At 33.8% G+C, this 15,572-nt stretch carries 10 protein-coding genes and 1 tRNA gene; 8 read left to right on the top strand and 3 right to left on the bottom strand.

Annotated features, from left to right (window positions below):
* Positions 1 to 74: 74 nt before the first annotated feature.
* Entirely contained in the window at positions 75 to 1,478 is a 1,404-nt protein-coding gene (locus OQ292_RS02335; protein WP_284684439.1) for a sigma-54-dependent transcriptional regulator, read from the bottom strand.
* 385 nt (positions 1,479 to 1,863) lie between these two features.
* Between OQ292_RS02335 and OQ292_RS02330 the strand changes: the two genes are divergently transcribed.
* The 3 genes from OQ292_RS02330 (at position 1,864) to OQ292_RS02320 (ending at position 5,006) form a co-directional block, all read left to right on the top strand.
* On the top strand, positions 1,864 to 3,117 hold the full coding sequence (locus tag OQ292_RS02330; protein ID WP_284684438.1) for an efflux RND transporter periplasmic adaptor subunit: 1,254 nt from the start codon (positions 1,864 to 1,866) through the stop codon (positions 3,115 to 3,117).
* 161 nt (positions 3,118 to 3,278) lie between these two features.
* The gene (locus OQ292_RS02325; RefSeq protein ID WP_284684437.1) at positions 3,279 to 3,980 is read left to right on the top strand and encodes an ABC transporter ATP-binding protein; all 702 of its coding nucleotides are present in this window, start codon (positions 3,279 to 3,281) and stop codon (positions 3,978 to 3,980) included.
* 222 nt (positions 3,981 to 4,202) lie between these two features.
* Entirely contained in the window at positions 4,203 to 5,006 is an 804-nt protein-coding gene (locus OQ292_RS02320; protein ID WP_284684436.1) for a metallophosphoesterase family protein, read from the top strand.
* Between the two features lie 69 nt (positions 5,007 to 5,075).
* Here OQ292_RS02320 and OQ292_RS02315 read toward each other — a convergent pair.
* A tRNA-Val gene (locus OQ292_RS02315) sits at positions 5,076 to 5,150 on the bottom strand.
* A 176-nt stretch (positions 5,151 to 5,326) separates the two neighbouring features.
* On the opposite strand from OQ292_RS02315, the gene OQ292_RS02310 reads away from it, so the two are divergent.
* On the top strand, positions 5,327 to 7,231 hold the full coding sequence (locus OQ292_RS02310) for a RecQ family ATP-dependent DNA helicase (protein WP_284684435.1): 1,905 nt from the start codon (positions 5,327 to 5,329) through the stop codon (positions 7,229 to 7,231).
* Positions 7,232 to 7,239: 8 nt separating this feature from the next.
* Here OQ292_RS02310 and OQ292_RS02305 read toward each other — a convergent pair whose 3' ends face one another.
* Complete coding sequence (locus tag OQ292_RS02305) at positions 7,240 to 7,851, bottom strand: fumarylacetoacetate hydrolase family protein (protein ID WP_284684434.1); 612 nt, start codon at positions 7,849 to 7,851, stop codon at positions 7,240 to 7,242.
* A gap of 197 nt (positions 7,852 to 8,048) precedes the next feature.
* Between OQ292_RS02305 and OQ292_RS02300 the strand changes: the two genes are divergently transcribed.
* The 4 genes from OQ292_RS02300 (at position 8,049) to OQ292_RS02285 (ending at position 15,520) form a co-directional block, all read left to right on the top strand.
* A complete protein-coding gene (locus tag OQ292_RS02300) occupies positions 8,049 to 10,283 on the top strand; it encodes a hypothetical protein (protein WP_284684433.1) in 2,235 nt (744 codons plus the stop codon).
* Positions 10,284 to 10,373: 90 nt separating this feature from the next.
* Positions 10,374 to 10,853 (top strand): SixA phosphatase family protein, encoded by a 480-nt coding sequence (locus OQ292_RS02295; protein ID WP_284684432.1) that lies wholly within the window; start codon positions 10,374 to 10,376, stop codon positions 10,851 to 10,853.
* Between the two features lie 303 nt (positions 10,854 to 11,156).
* On the top strand, positions 11,157 to 14,183 hold the full coding sequence (locus tag OQ292_RS02290; RefSeq protein WP_284684431.1) for an amidohydrolase family protein: 3,027 nt from the start codon (positions 11,157 to 11,159) through the stop codon (positions 14,181 to 14,183).
* A 29-nt stretch (positions 14,184 to 14,212) separates the two neighbouring features.
* On the top strand, positions 14,213 to 15,520 hold the full coding sequence (locus OQ292_RS02285; RefSeq protein ID WP_284684430.1) for an amidohydrolase family protein: 1,308 nt from the start codon (positions 14,213 to 14,215) through the stop codon (positions 15,518 to 15,520).
* Positions 15,521 to 15,572 lie beyond the last annotated feature (52 nt).

Genomic DNA, 15,572 nt, shown 5'->3' with positions numbered 1-15,572 from the left:
ACCACAAAATCACAAATATTGCTACACTAACAGCCAAGAGGATAACCCGAAAAAAAATTCCTAGCCTGAAATTCTTAAAGTTCATATTTTTCTAATCTCCTGTAAAGTGAAGAACGTGTAAGTCCTAATTCATTCGCCGCTTTACTAATATTTCCATTATGCTTTTGTAAGACTTTTCGAATCAAAATCTTTTCAACTTTCTCTAAATCGTAGTTTTCCAGATTTAATTCTTCACTTCCTTTATCTTGCTGTTTTTGTAATGTGGTTCCACTAAAGAAAAACTGATCTGCATCTAAAACAGGACCTTGGCTCATAATTACGGCTCTTTCCATTGCATGTTGCAATTCCCTAATATTTCCTGGCCAATGGTATTTTTGCATCCTTTTAATTAAAGATGGACTAATTGATCTTACATGTTTACCGTATTTTTTTACATAAAAACTAAGAAAATGTTCTGCTAATAGTGGGATGTCCTCAATTCTTTCTCTGAGTGGTGGTAAGTTTATTTCAATGGTATTTATACGATATAGCAAATCTTGTCTAAACCTATTGTCTTTCACCATTTCATATAAATGCATATTGGTGGCACAGATTAACCTAATATCAATAGCTTTTGGTTTGTTAGAGCCAACTCGTGTTACAGTTCTGCTTTGTAAAACAGTTAGTAATTTTGCTTGTAGGGGTAGAGATAAATTTCCAATTTCATCTAAAAAGATTGTTCCACCAGATGCTGTTTCGAACCTACCTGCTCTTTCTTCACGTGCATCTGTAAAAGCTCCTTTAACATGACCAAATAGCTCACTTTCAAACAGGGGTTCACTTACTGCGCCTAAATCTACACTCATAAAAATTTCATCAGCTCTTGCAGATTGTCTGTGTAATGCTCTGGCTATTAGCTCTTTACCGGTTCCATTCTCACCTAAAATTAAAACATTAGCATCAGTTTTAGCAACAAGTTCTATTGTTTCAAATATCTTTATCATTGAAGAGCTCTGCCCTATAATATCTTGAAACTTGCTGTTTATATCTGTATTAAGTTGTTTATGTTTGTCTTTTAGCTGATTTAATTCCATACGCGACTCTCTCAGTTTGATAGCAGAAGAAAGAGTTGCCAGTAATTTTTCATTTTCCCACGGCTTAAGTACGAAGTCAGTTGCACCTTCTTTAATAGCTCTTACAGCTGTTTCTACACCTCCGTAAGCAGTAATTAAGACTACAACCGCCGATGGATCTATTTCAAGAATTTTGTCTAACCAGTAAAATCCCTCATGTCCACTACTAACATCTTTAGTGAAATTCATATCTAGTAGAATCACATCATAAGATTCATTATTAAGAAGATCTGGGATATTTTCGGGATCTTTTTCAACATCAACCTGTAAAAAATGTCTTTTTAAATATAGCTTGGCAGCTTTTAAAACATCTTCATTATCATCTACTATTAATATTTTTCCTGCTTTGTTTACTTTTTTACCCATCGTTCAGTCTGAAAATTACTTCAATTTTATTAAATTAAAGTATATGAAAATTAAATAATCCGCTATTTAAAGCTGTATTTACTGGTTGGCTTAAAGAAATAAATTAAAGCTTATTTTGTCAAATATTTTTACAGGATTGGTTCAGATTCTTTTAAGTCCCAATCTTTTAGTAATTCTTCAAATATCAATACCATAATTGTAAAAAACATTTTTTATGGATTTTTATAGTGGTCGCTGGCGGACATTTTTATCCGCTAACGAGCATATGAAAAATTGAAAATGTGCGATATAATTCGCTGGAGGCCGATTTTTGGTGATGGCACACTTGTTGGCAATTAATAGACCATAATGCTATTCAAAATAAAAATTTGTAATATATAATCTAATGGATAGAAAGATAAAAAAGAAAAAATGGACAGTAAAAAGAATTATCACTGTAAGTTTTGGTGTAGTGGTAGTTTCGGGCATTTTATACAGTTTCATTTTTGCTGATCGAAGATCTAAATTGAATGTTGATAAGGATAAGATTACTATTTCAACCGTAAAATATGGTTCTTATCAAGATTTTATTCCTCAAACAGGTACAGTTCTGCCAATAGAAACCCGCTATTTAGATATTATTAGAGGCGGAACAATTAGAAAGATTGTAAAAGAATCTGGTGCAATTGTAGAAAAGGGAGATACTATCCTTTTATTGGCTAATGATCAACTTGAAAGAGAGGTTATGACTCAAGAAACTTCGTTGTATGAACAGCTTAATATTGGCCGCCAAACCCAACTTCAACTAGAAACTAACTCATTAAACTTAGAGTCTCAATTAGCTGCCATAGATAATGAAATAGCATTAGGTAAACCACAGTATGAAAGATATAAAAAATTGTATGAGCAAGGTATGGTTTCTCAAAGAGAGTTTGAAGAAGTAGAAAAACCATATTTATATAATCTTAGGTTAAGAGAGCTACAGTATTCATCCTTCAAAAAGGACTCACTTAACAAAGAATATAGAAGAAATCAGCAAGAGATGATTAACAGACGTATGGCTAAAAGTTTAGATGCTGTAGGTAATATTCTTGATAACTTAATTATTCGTGCACCAATTGATGGGCAGTTAGCTACACCAGATTTAGAGCTTGGCCAAAATGTTTCTCAGGGTGAGCGTGTAGGTCAAGTTGATGTTCTCGATAACTTTAAAGTAAGAGTAAGTATAGATGAGCTTTACCTACCAAGAATTGAAAAAGGCTTAATCGGTAGGTTCGATTATACAGGTAAGACCTATACTTTAAAAATTACTAAGATTTTTCCAAATATAGAAGAAGGCCGTTTTCAAGTTGATATGGAATTTGTTGGTGAAACTCCTCAAGGAATTAAAAGAGGTTATTCTCCTAGAATTAAGATCGATTTAGGTAATCCTGCTCAAGCTACATTACTTCCAGTTGGTGGTTTCTATTCTAGCACAGGTGGCAACTGGGTGTATGTTGTTGATGAATCTGGCAGTAAAGCTGTGAAAAAGAATATCAGAATAGGTAGAAAAAATACGGACTATTTCGAAATCTTAGATGGTTTGCAAGAAGGAGAAAGAGTTATCACTTCATCTTACGATAACTTCGGAGACAACGAAGTACTAGTATTAAAAGAATAGTTTAGCGCCCGTTTATAACTAAATAAATACACTCAAATAATTTTATCTGGACTGATAATACATAAAAAATTAACTTAAACTGTAACCAGTTTTTTGTTCCTAGTGTCAAAAAAATAAAATAATTACTATAAAGAAATTTACTCCACTTTAAAATTTATTATATGTCTAACTCGATTATCCGTACTAAAAGCCTGAAAAAGATGTACACGACAGAGGAGATAGAAACTACTGCTCTTAATAGTGTAAATATGGAAATTAAAACTGGTGAGTTTGTTGCCATTATGGGGCCTTCAGGTTGTGGTAAATCAACTTTGCTTAACATTATGGGGCTACTCGATAACCCAACTTCTGGTGAATATTGGTTTTTAGATAAAGAAGTTTCTAGCTTTTCTGAAAGACAAAGATCTGAGTTAAGAAAAGGTAAAATCGGATTTATTTTCCAAAGTTTTAATCTTATTGATGAGCTTACAGTATTCGAAAATGTAGAACTTCCATTACTCTACTTAAAAGTTCCTGCAAAAGAAAGAAAAGAAAAAGCGGAGAAAGTGTTGGAGCAAATGAATATAATGAATAGAAGGAATCACTTCCCTCAACAATTATCAGGTGGACAGCAACAAAGAGTTGCAATTGCTAGAGCTGTAATTGCAAATCCTCCTCTTATATTAGCGGATGAGCCAACTGGTAATCTTGACTCTGCGCACGGTGAAGAAGTGATGAATTTATTAACTGATTTAAATAAAGCAGGTACTACTATTGTAATGGTAACTCACTCACCTCACGACTCAAATTTTGCACATAGAGTTATTCACTTATTCGATGGTCAGGTAGTTACAGAAAATATTAAAGAACAATTTCATGTGTAACTAGTTTATACATATAAGTAAATATGGGGGCCGGTATTTACCGGCTTTTTTTTGTTATTAACTATTATTTTTGAAAAAAATTCACCAATATGGTTGATAACCTTTATTTTTGCTTTAAATAAAGTGAAGATTGATTTTGAGACATTATTAAAGTATATTGTAAATCATAATTAATCTGACAAATAATTAGCTCATTTTTTATTATTTTAATAATTAATAAAAATGATGATAGTGATAAACATACTTCAAAACTTTCTAGGCAAACTTAATGGTTCTTCTGAGCAATATGAAGCATCCACTGGATTTTCATATTCTGTAAAAGTACAAAAACCTGAAACTGGAAGACGCTTTGTAATTTCTGACATCCACGGATGTTACCATTCATTTAAGCAGCTTTTAAAAACAATTAATTTACAGAAAGAAGATCAACTATTCCTGTTGGGTGACTACATAGATAGAGGCCCTAATAGCAGTGGAGTACTTAATCTGGTAATTAAGTTGATTCAATCAGGCTTTCAGGTTTTTCCTCTAAGAGGAAATCACGAACAGATGTTATTAGATCTTGAAGGACAAGATGAAGAAGTAATTCATTGGTCTTTATCAAGAAATAATGCAATCGACCTACTTGAGTCTCAAGGTAAAATTAGACAGACTTATCTTGAATTTTGTAGCAGATTGCCATATATATACGACTTAGGCGATTATTATTTGGTACATGCGGGAATTAACTTTAATTCGCGCAAGCCATTTAAAAATTACGAAGATATGCTGTGGATCAGAGACTTCGAAGTAAAAGAGAAGTTACTGCAAGGCAAGCAAATTGTGCATGGACATACTCCGATTGAACTTACATACATTAAAAATGCTGTAAAAAATAAATCTAGTGTAATACCGCTTGATAACGGTTGCGTTTTTTCAGGTGAGTATGCTGGTTTAGGCAAATTACTTTGTTTAGAGCTAAACTCTGGAGAAATTTACGAGCAAACTAATATTGATGTAGTTGAGAAAGAAAAAGTTGCAAGTTAAATAACATTGCAAAAAAAGTTTTAAAAGAATCCCTGAACATTTATTTGTTTTGGGATTTTTTGTTTTAAGTGAAGCTTGAGGGATTCGAACCCACGACCTCTGCCCTGTCAAGGCAGCGCTCTAAACCAGCTGAGCTAAAGCTCCATAAAGCCTCTGAAAGTACAAATAATTTTCTGATAACTTTATCTAGTTAAATAAGATTATTTTTAAAGAATTAATTGAATTTAAAACTTGATTCTAATTATACTTTTTAAATATATTTTTTCATATTTTTTGAAATAAAGCAATTTTGTATTTAATACAGAAGCGGAAAATATTAAATGACTGACATCAAAAAGATACTGTATCAATACTGGAATTATACTTCCTTCAGGCCTATGCAGGAAGATATTATTCATGCAGTATTAGATAATAAAGATACACTTGCACTACTGCCTACAGGAGGTGGAAAATCGATTTGTTTTCAGGTGCCAGCTTTGGTGAAAGAAGGCGTTTGTATAGTTGTTTCTCCTCTAATTGCATTAATGAAAGATCAAGTATTTCAACTTGAAAGCAGGGGAATACAGGCTAAAGCTATCTATTCAGGAATGAGTCAGAAAGAAATAGACATTACACTAGATAATGCTATTTATGGCAATGTGAAATTTCTATATGTTTCTCCTGAACGCCTTAAAACAGATATTTTTCTTGCCAGAGCAACCAAAATGAATATCAGCTTATTGGCAATAGATGAGGCACATTGTATTTCACAATGGGGATATGACTTTAGACCTCCATATCTTGAAATAACCCATTTCAGGAGAATGATTCCTGAAATACCTTGTATTGCTTTAACCGCGACAGCAACAGAAGAGGTAAGAGAAGATATACAGGAGAAGTTAAATTTTGGGAGTGATGCAGCTTTTTTCCAAAAGAGTTTTGCCAGAAATAATCTTTCTTATTCTGTTTATTATGAAGAAAATAAAGAAAAGAGAATGCTTGATATTCTCTCAAAAGTGAAAGGAAGCGCGATTGTTTATGTGAGAAGTAGAAAGCGAACAAAGCAATATGCAGATTATTTGTCCTCACGAAATATTAATGCAAGTTATTACCATGCTGGCTTAAGTAATGAAGAGCGAGCTAAAAGACAAGATGACTGGATTCATAATAGAAAGAGGGTGATTGTAGCGACCAATGCTTTTGGAATGGGGATTGACAAACCAGATGTTAGGTTAGTAATACATCTTGACCTACCAGATAATTTGGAAGCGTATTATCAGGAAGCGGGAAGAGCAGGACGTGACGAAAAGAAAGCTTATGCAGTAGTTCTTTATAATAAGAATGATTTACTCCAACTGAAAGATAATATTGAGATCTCTCATCCATCAGCAGATACAATCAAAAAGGTTTATCAGGCACTATCAAATTATTTAAAAATTGCAGTTGGAAGTGGCTATATGGAAAGTTACGATTTCGATCTGGAAGATTTTGTAAAGACTTTTCAATTAGGCTATTTGGAAACATACCATGCGCTTAAGAAGCTCGAAGAACAAAATTTTATCCAGTTTAATGAGTCTTTTTATTCTCCCTCACGCTTAAGAATTCTATTTAATCATGAGAAATTGTATGAGTTTCAAGTCGCTAACAAAAATGCAGATAAGTTGATAAAAATGCTTTTACGTGTATATGGAGGCGAATTGCTCAATAATTTTATCAATATCAATGAAAAGAAATTAGCTGAATTGATGAAAATGAATACGTTCACCATTCAGAAAAATTTAGAAGCTTTAAATGATGTAGGAGTAATTGCTTATGAGCAAAGAAAAGATATACCGCAACTACTATTTTTAACTGAACGCTTTCTAGCAAATCAACTACCTGTAAATAAGAAATTACTCGACGATAGAAAAAAATCTTATGCAAACAAAGTAGAAGCTGTAATTAATTATGTAGAAGATAAAGAAACCTGTAACACAGCAATTCTTTTAAGGTATTTTGGCGAATTTACCCGAAAAGAATGCGGCATTTGTGGTAACTGCATTGCTAAAAAAAGGAAGAGTAAATCTGTTGATTCAGCACTTCCAGATTTATTAATTAACACACTAAAAAAAGATTTGCTAACACCAGAAGAGTTGGTAGATAAATTGGGTAGAAATAGAAAAGATGAAATATTAAATACAGTGAAAATACTGCTCGATAACAATGAGGTGTATTATACAGAAACAGGCAGGTTAAAACCTGCCTGATTGGTAAATTATTTTATATCAAATTTAAAGAAGCTTTTATCTTCAATAAATCCTTCTAGTGTATCTCCGATTTGTACTGGGCCAACGCCTTCTGGTGTTCCGGTGAAAATAATGTCTCCTTGCTTTAGTGTAATAAACTTAGAGATGTAAACAATGATTTCGTCGAAACTAAAGAGCATCAATTTGGTGTTGCCCTGTTGTTTAACTTCATCGTTCACTTTTAAGCTGAAATTTAAATCTTTGAGATCTTTGAACTCTTCAATTGGAACAAACTCAGAAATTGGAGCAGAACCATTAAAGCCTTTTGCTAGAGCCCAAGGTAGTCTTTTTTCTTTAGCCTTGCTTTGTAAGTCTCTAGCAGTGAAGTCGATACCTAATCCTATTGCATCATAATATTTATGTGCAAATTTTGGAGAAATGCTTTTGCCTTCTTTACACACTCGAAGCAAAATCTCTACTTCGTGGTGGATATCAGTCGAAAACTCAGGGTAGTAAAAAGGAGCATTGTTTTTTAATATCGCCGTATCTGGCTTAGTAAAAATTACTGGCTCATCTGGTTTTTCGTTGTTTAGTTCTTCGATATGTGCGGCGTAGTTTCTACCAATTGCAATAATTTTCATTGGAACAATTCTTTAATTTATTTTGAATTTGATAAGCGAAATTTCATTTTTGAACATTCTAAGTATAGCAAATATAGAAGCTTTTCCTAAGCTACACTATTTATGTTGATCTTGTAAAAACAGTTACAAAATTTTTTAAACAAAGGGTTAAACTATCCTTCAAAACAATTTTTTTAGGTTTCATTAGAAATCAGATTATGCAAAAGCCAGTCAAATTTTCTATTAGCTCATCAATACAACTTGCATTTGTTTTGGTACTGAACTTCTGCATTTTAATTTCAAACAAAGCACATTCGCAAAAACTGAAATACGAGGAAGTTAATCAGGTTTTACAAGGTGACGATAAAAAAGCAGCAAAAAACTACCTACATCAATTTATAGAAGCAAATCCCAAACATGCTTTGGCTATGTATCAGTTGGGCTTATTACTAGAAGAAGAGCTCAAGGCAATTGATGTTTTCAATCAGGTAGATTTTGAAAGAAAATATAAATCTACACTCAATCTTTATCAAGTGGCTGAAGCCATGGCTACAAAAACTGAAGCCAGAAAGAATAAATCTTATTATCAAAGAATATTTCAGTCTAGAAAAGTAAGTGCAAGTGCATTAAAATTTCACTACCATCAAAAAGTAGAGCAGTTACAAAACTACTATTTGCAGGCAGAAGCTGTTTGGGAGAAAACGCAACTTGTTAAGCATTACTATTTACAACAAGAATCTAAATACGATACGTTGGTTCATCAGTTTTCAGAGTTTTCTGATATGTATTTTTCAACAGACGACTGGCTTATAAATTCACTAAATGAGCTGATTAGTTTTTCAGATAATATGCATGTGAACATTAAGCATATTAATGAGTTGATGGACAAGCATTTTCCCGGTTCAGCAAAGAGAGCTTTTATATTTAAGAAGTTTGTAGCTTTTAATGCACAAAAAGTAGCCACATCATCTTTTAGCGACAGCCGAGTAAATATGTATGATTATGGTGAGTGGGCTAAAACTATAATGCATACAATTAGAGAAGAAATTTTTCCATTGAGAAAAGATATACTCGAAGCCGATGCAAGGCTAACAGCCATTATCAATAAGTACTATATGGATAATGCTGTATTGAGCAATTTAGATCATTACGATGCTTCACCTCTTATTTTTAAGTTATTTAAAATAGACGGTAATTCTCTGGCTGCCAAGGTTTTAATGTATAAAAAACTAAAAGCAGACTACTTGTCTAAAATCATGGAGAATGAATTTGATTTTACTTCTGATAGTGGTAAAGTGATAAAAAATGTAATTGAAAGTAGCAGAGAAGTATTAAAAAATATACAAGTTACTGATGAAGGTTATAACAACTACAAATCTTATTTTACCAAAGTATATGAAGGTAAAGCAGAGCTTGTTCAATTTTTGCTAAGCGAAGAGATTTTTTGGGATAGTGAGTATCAAAGTTTAAAAGCAGGTGCAATTGCAGGTAAAGGGAGAAAGCAACCTTTGTTTAGTGGTGCATTTGAAGATTCTCAATCTGAGTCGATTTCAAACATGAATAATCAGATTAGTTTAGGTGAAACAAAAATTAATCTGGGGTTAAAGTTTGCTAGTAAAGACTCTCTTGTTTCATATGGAAATTATCAGGTATCGGAGACACTTCCTCTAGAAAATGAAAGGGTAATTGCCATGGGGAATGCACCTTCGGAGTTTTCTGGTAAAAAAGATGTATTTGTGGCTAAGCTAGATAAAAAAGAGAATGTTTACTGGCTTAGAAAATTTATGCATTTGGAGGGAGCTGTACCTTGTAATCTGGAAATTAACAACATGATTACAGATAATCAGCAGAGAGTTTTCATTTTGTTAAAAGCGATAAATGGCAACAAGGTTTATTATCGCTTTGTGGGTTTAAGTAAAGATGGCAACCTAATCTTCGACGAAGATTTAGAAGATGGTTTTGTGCCAAGAGCAATGGTTTACTCAGAAAAAGAAGATGAAATTCTGCTTATAACAAAAGGGACACAAAAAGATGATAGCTACGACCAGTTTGAAAACTGCACCATTTTAAGAATGAATATGATGGGTAGAGAAATTGGCAGAAGTGCTTTAGGTGTAAAAGGGCTTTATGGTTTAGTTTCTCCTATTGAAAATGGTTTTATTATGGTATTAAATTTCTTAACTTATAGAACCGAAGACAAACAGTTTATAAATAGTGAGGCGATTGCAAAAGGAGGAATGAATGTACTCGCAGTAAGGTTAGATAGCAAAGGTAATATTATTGAAACGATTCCTGTATTTTCTGAGGCTCCGGTTTTTGCAGGTAGTATTCTACAAGGAGAAAATAATGAAATTCTATTAAGAGGTAGGCAGGGTGTTTTTGTGATGGACAGTCCAGAGAATGAAGATGGCGAATTATGGGAGTACAAATTAAAACTAGAAGATCGACTGTAAATTTTTGTAGGTTTGATGATATAAAGTATAAGTGGATATAACTAAAACCCAATCATATTAAATCAGAAATATTCCTTAAAATTAACTAAAATGACAAAAAGACTTTTAATCGTCAGACACTCTGAAGCAGAATATAATGCCAGCTGCAGAAAAGACTTTGACAGAGCACTCACCGAGCAGGGAATGGTATATGCGAACAAGCAAGGGAGAAAGCTCTACGAAACAGAATTTAAACCCGATTTCTTTGCCTCAAGCAATGCAGTAAGAGCAGAGTCTACAGCCAAAATTCTTGCAGATCAAATGCGTTTCGACCAGCGTGAGATTAATTTTATGGAAGAGTTATATAATATGCCCATGGGATTAATGCTCGATTGGATTGGGAAACAAAATGAAGATTTTAATTCCATAATGATTGTTGGGCATAATCCATTACTCAGTTACTTAGTAGAATACATCACTGGAGATACAGGTTTTCATATGCAACCTTGCGATTTAGTAATGTTAGAAATGAATATAGAAAGTTGGATGTTAATTGGTCGTGATTGTGGCAAATTACTCTGGCGTTTATAAAAAATACTGAAATTTAGATAGCTTCTTAACGGAAGCTATTTTTTTTGATGAAACTCTTAAAAAAGACTTAATTAGATAATTTAAAATCCCTCTTTCTATACGCTTAAGTTTTGTATAATCTATCTCTATGATCTAAATTTGATCTCATTACCTTCCAATTTACTTCACCTTCATACATACATCGGATAACACTGTCGTTCGTCCTGACAGTTTTGTCGTTTATATAAAAATTGTATTATTTCTTTATTTTTTTTTAATATTTGTTTATAACTACGTCAGATTTTTAACAATCACAATCAAACTATGACTAAACTTTTAACTGTTTTTTGCCTGTTGCTGGTTTCGGCGGGATGGCTAAAGGCGCAGGATGAAATTTATCCGGCCAACGATGTGCGAGATAACCGACCAGGTATATACTTGTTTCAAAATGCTACGATAATTGTTGATCCAACAACCAAACTTGAAAACGCTTCGCTATTAATAGAAGATGGTAAAGTTAAGGCGACGGGTCAGAACATTACTGCACCTAAAGGAGCTATAAAAGTAGATTTAAAAGGAATGTTTATTTATCCTTCGTTAATCGATCTATATAGTAGCTATGGCTTACCAGAAATAAAACGTGGAGGAAGAATGTCTTGGGGTTCTGCTGAGCAAATTTATACAGACAGAAAAGGAGCTTTCTATGTAAATGAAGCAATTAAAGCAGATTATGCTGCTGCTGAAGAATTTACAGCTAAAGAAAAAGATGCTGAAAAATTAAGAGAAGCGGGTTTTGGAGTTGTGTTAACCACTAAAAAAGATGGTTTATCAAGAGGAACATCAGCATTGGTTACTTTAGGCAAAGGTTTCGATAACGAATTAGTATTAAATACAGCTGCTGCTAATCAATTATCATTCGATAGAGGTACTTCTGGTCAAAACTATCCAATGTCTTTAATGGGTTATGTGGCTACCATTCGTCAGACTTATCTGGATGCAAAGTGGTACCAAACTGCGGCAAACGATAATTTTAATGATAATACTTTAGATGCTTGGATTAGCAACCAATCTTTACCTCAGTTTTTTGATGTTTCAGGTTGGAAAAACATTTTAAGAGCAGATAAAATCGGTGATGAGTTTGGTGTTAAGTATGTTATTAAAGGATCTGGTGATGAGTACCAAAGAATTAATGAGATTAAAGCAGCAGATATTTCTTTAATCGTTCCTGTTAACTTTCCAGAACCATATGATGTAGACGATCCTTTTAATGCATTAAATACATCATTAGAAGATTTAAAACACTGGGAGTTAGCTCCAACCAACCCTTCTAAAATTGCAGCAGCAGGTATTCCTTTTGCCTTTACCGCTGCCGGTTTAAAAGATGCAGGTGATCTACTTAAAAATGTAAGAACTGCAATTAAATATGGTTTGTCTGAAGAAGACGCACTTAAAGCTTTAACTACTGCACCTGCTTCATTAGTAAAAATGGAAGGAACTGTAGGTTCTTTAAAGAATGGTTCACTTGCCAACTTCCTTATAACATCAGGTAATCTTTTTGAAGAAGATGTAGTAATCTACGAAAACTGGGTTCAAGGTAAGCCTTACATTATTAAAGATAAAGCTGCCACAGACCTTGCTGGAAAATATACTTTAACCATCGACTCAGATACTTACCCGCTAGAAGTAAGTGGAAAAGCTGGTTCAAATAAATACAAATTGGTAATTAACGATTCTACTACTATTGATGTAGATGGTGGATTGAGTGGTGAATTACTTAGCTTGAAATTTAAGCCATCTAAAGAATCTGAAGAAATTATAAGATTAAGCGGATGGTTAAAAGGTGAAGATTTAGAAGGTAAAGCACAAAAAGCAGATGGTAGCTGGACAAGCTGGACAGCATCTTACCAAGGTGCTTTAGAAGAAGAAGAAAAAGAAGAGGAAGAAGAGAGCGAAGAAACTTCTGAATTGATTAGTTCATTAACTTATCCATTCCTTCCTTTTGGAAATACTGAAAAGCCAAAACAAGAAACTTACCTTATAAAAAATGCGACTGTTTGGACAAACGAAGCAGAAGGTATTTTAGAAAATGCAGATGTATTAGTAAAAGCTGGCAAGATTGCTAAAGTTGGGAAAGACTTAAGTGAAAAAGAAGCAATCGAGATTGATGGGACAGGTAAATACTTAACATCAGGAATAATTGACGAACATACACACATTGCTTTAGATGCAGTAAATGACAGAGCTACTATTTCTGCCATGGTTCGCATGGAAGATGTAATTGATTCTGAAGATATAAATATCTATCGCCAGCTATCGGGTGGAGTAACAGCCGCTCAATTGCTTCATGGTTCAGCTAATCCTGTTGGAGGGCAGTCTGCTCTAGTTAAGTTTAGATGGGGAAGTTCTCCTCAGGAGATGCTGATAAATGGTGCTGATGGCTATATTAAATTTGCTTTGGGTGAAAACGTAAAGCGTTCATCAAACGACAATTCTGTTCGTTTTCCACAAACAAGAATGGGTGTGGAACAAGTTTACATGGATGGCTTTAGCAGAGCTTTAAACTACGACAAAGAGTGGAAAGCTTACGATGCATTATCTTCTAAAGAAAAAGCTACTACAGTTGCTCCAAGAAGAGATTTAATGCTCGAAACCATGGCAGAAATCATCAACAGAGAAAGATTTATTACTTGTCACTCTTATGTGCAGTCTGAGATTAATATGATGATGAAAGTTGCTGAGAAATTCAACTTCAACATAAACACCTTCACACACATTCTAGAAGGTTACAAAGTAGCCGATAAAATGGCAGAACATGGTGTAGGTGGTGGAACATTCGCTGACTGGTGGAACTACAAATTCGAAGTTCGCTATGCAATTCCATACAATGCGAGTTTAATGACAATGGCAGGTGTTACAACTGCAATTAATTCAGATGATGCTGAGATGGCTCGTAGATTAAATCAAGAAGCGGCAAAATCTGTAAAATATGGCGGTATGTCTGAAGAAGAAGCATGGAAAATGGTAACATTAAATCCAGCAAAATTGCTTCATTTAGACGATAGAATGGGTAGCATTAAAGTAGGTAAAGATGCAGACTTAGTACTTTGGACAGAAAATCCACTTTCGATTTATGCAAAAGCTGAAAAAACGATTGTTGATGGAATTATCTACTTCGATAGAACTAAGGAAAGCGAAAAGAGAGCTGTAGTTGCTAAAGAAAGAGCTGCACTTGTACAAAAAATGCAAGATGCTAAGAAAAGTGGTAGCTCTACCAGAATGCCAAGCCGCAAAATGGAAACAAACTGGCATTGCGAAGATCTTTATTTCGGTCATATAGCAGGAGAAGAATGATTTACCCTAATCATAAAATATTCGAACAAATGAAATTCATTAAAATAGTATATACTTTATTGTTAGCCTGCTTAGCAGGAAGTGTTTTGGCACAGGTTCCTTCTCCGGGAAAACCTCAAGAAAAGCCAATCGCATTAGTGGGAGTTACTGCTCATATTGGTAATGGTTCTGTTGTAGAAGATGCTGTAGTTGGTTTTGATAAAGGAAAAATCACTATTGTAGATTCAAAAAGTAATGTGAGTGATGATCAGCTTAGTGGTTACGAATTAGTAGAATTGGCAGGGAAGCATGTTTATCCTGGATTTATTTTGCCAGCAACAGATTTAGGTTTAACCGAGATTGGTGCTGTAAGATCAACAAGAGATAACAGAGAAATTGGAGAACTTAATCCAAACATCAGATCAATTATCGCTTACAATACAGATTCTGAAAACATTCCAACATTCCGATTTAATGGAATTTTATATGCACAGATAACTCCACAAGGTGGAAGAATTTCTGGTTCTTCTTCTGTAGTTGGGTTAGATGCTTGGAACTGGGAAGATGCTGTAGTTAAAATGGATGAAGGTATCCACATTAACTGGCCGGGTAAATATTCTCGTGAGTTTGATTTTGCAACTTTTACTGTAAATAGAGTTCCTAATAAAGATTACGATCAGGATGTTCAAAGTGTAAAAACTTTATTAGACGATACTAAATCGTATATCGAAATAGGAGAGGCCTCAAACCTTAAATTAGAAGCGATGAAAGGTCTTTTCGATGGTTCTAAAACCATGTATGTACATACTGGATCAGCACAAGAAATTGTTGAAAGTGTAAAAATTCTAAAAGGATACGGTATTAAGAAAATTGTATTAGTAGAAGCCGAAGAAGCACTACTAGTAGCAGATTTCTTAAAAGAAAATGATATTCCAGTAATTGTTTCTGATGTTCACAGATTGCCTTCTAGAGCAGAAGACCCAATTGATTTACCTTATGCATTGCCTTCTTTATTGGTAGAGCAAGGGCTTACAGTTTCATTAATGTACGATGGTGTTTCTAATGCTAGAAACTTGCCGTTTTACGCAGGAACAGCAGCAACTTACGGAATGGGTAAAGAAGAAGCATTAAAATGTATTACTTTAAATGCGGCAAAAATTCTTGGTATTGATGATGTTGCAGGCTCATTAGAAACTGGTAAAGATGCAAGTCTTTTTGTTTCTGAAGGTGATGCTTTGGATATGCGTACTAACATTCTTGAAAGAGCATATTTCCAAGGTAGGTTCCTCGATTTAGAAGGAATTCAGCAAAGACTTTATCAAAAATATAAAGAGAAATACGAAGCTGCTGGTAAATAAAATAATCAGTAGTGGTATAAAGAGTTTGTCTTATCCAAATATGAAAATGAAT

Origin of the sequence: Chondrinema litorale (assembly GCF_026250525.1) — a bacterium.
Taxonomy (GTDB): Bacteria; Bacteroidota; Bacteroidia; order Cytophagales; family Flammeovirgaceae; genus Chondrinema; species Chondrinema litorale.
Note: the sequence above shows the minus strand (reverse complement) of the source record. Positions and strands in the feature narration are given on the sequence as shown.

Coding starts and splice junctions, on each gene's coding strand:
- OQ292_RS02335 (WP_284684439.1), bottom strand. CDS start 1,478: ATGGGTAAAAAAGTAAACAAAGCAGGAAAAATATTAATAGTAGATGAT.
- OQ292_RS02330 (WP_284684438.1), top strand. CDS start 1,864: ATGGATAGAAAGATAAAAAAGAAAAAATGGACAGTAAAAAGAATTATC.
- OQ292_RS02325 (WP_284684437.1), top strand. CDS start 3,279: ATGTCTAACTCGATTATCCGTACTAAAAGCCTGAAAAAGATGTACACG.
- OQ292_RS02320 (WP_284684436.1), top strand. CDS start 4,203: ATGATGATAGTGATAAACATACTTCAAAACTTTCTAGGCAAACTTAAT.
- OQ292_RS02310 (WP_284684435.1), top strand. CDS start 5,327: ATGACTGACATCAAAAAGATACTGTATCAATACTGGAATTATACTTCC.
- OQ292_RS02305 (WP_284684434.1), bottom strand. CDS start 7,851: ATGAAAATTATTGCAATTGGTAGAAACTACGCCGCACATATCGAAGAA.
- OQ292_RS02300 (WP_284684433.1), top strand. CDS start 8,049: ATGCAAAAGCCAGTCAAATTTTCTATTAGCTCATCAATACAACTTGCA.
- OQ292_RS02295 (WP_284684432.1), top strand. CDS start 10,374: ATGACAAAAAGACTTTTAATCGTCAGACACTCTGAAGCAGAATATAAT.
- OQ292_RS02290 (WP_284684431.1), top strand. CDS start 11,157: ATGACTAAACTTTTAACTGTTTTTTGCCTGTTGCTGGTTTCGGCGGGA.
- OQ292_RS02285 (WP_284684430.1), top strand. CDS start 14,213: ATGAAATTCATTAAAATAGTATATACTTTATTGTTAGCCTGCTTAGCA.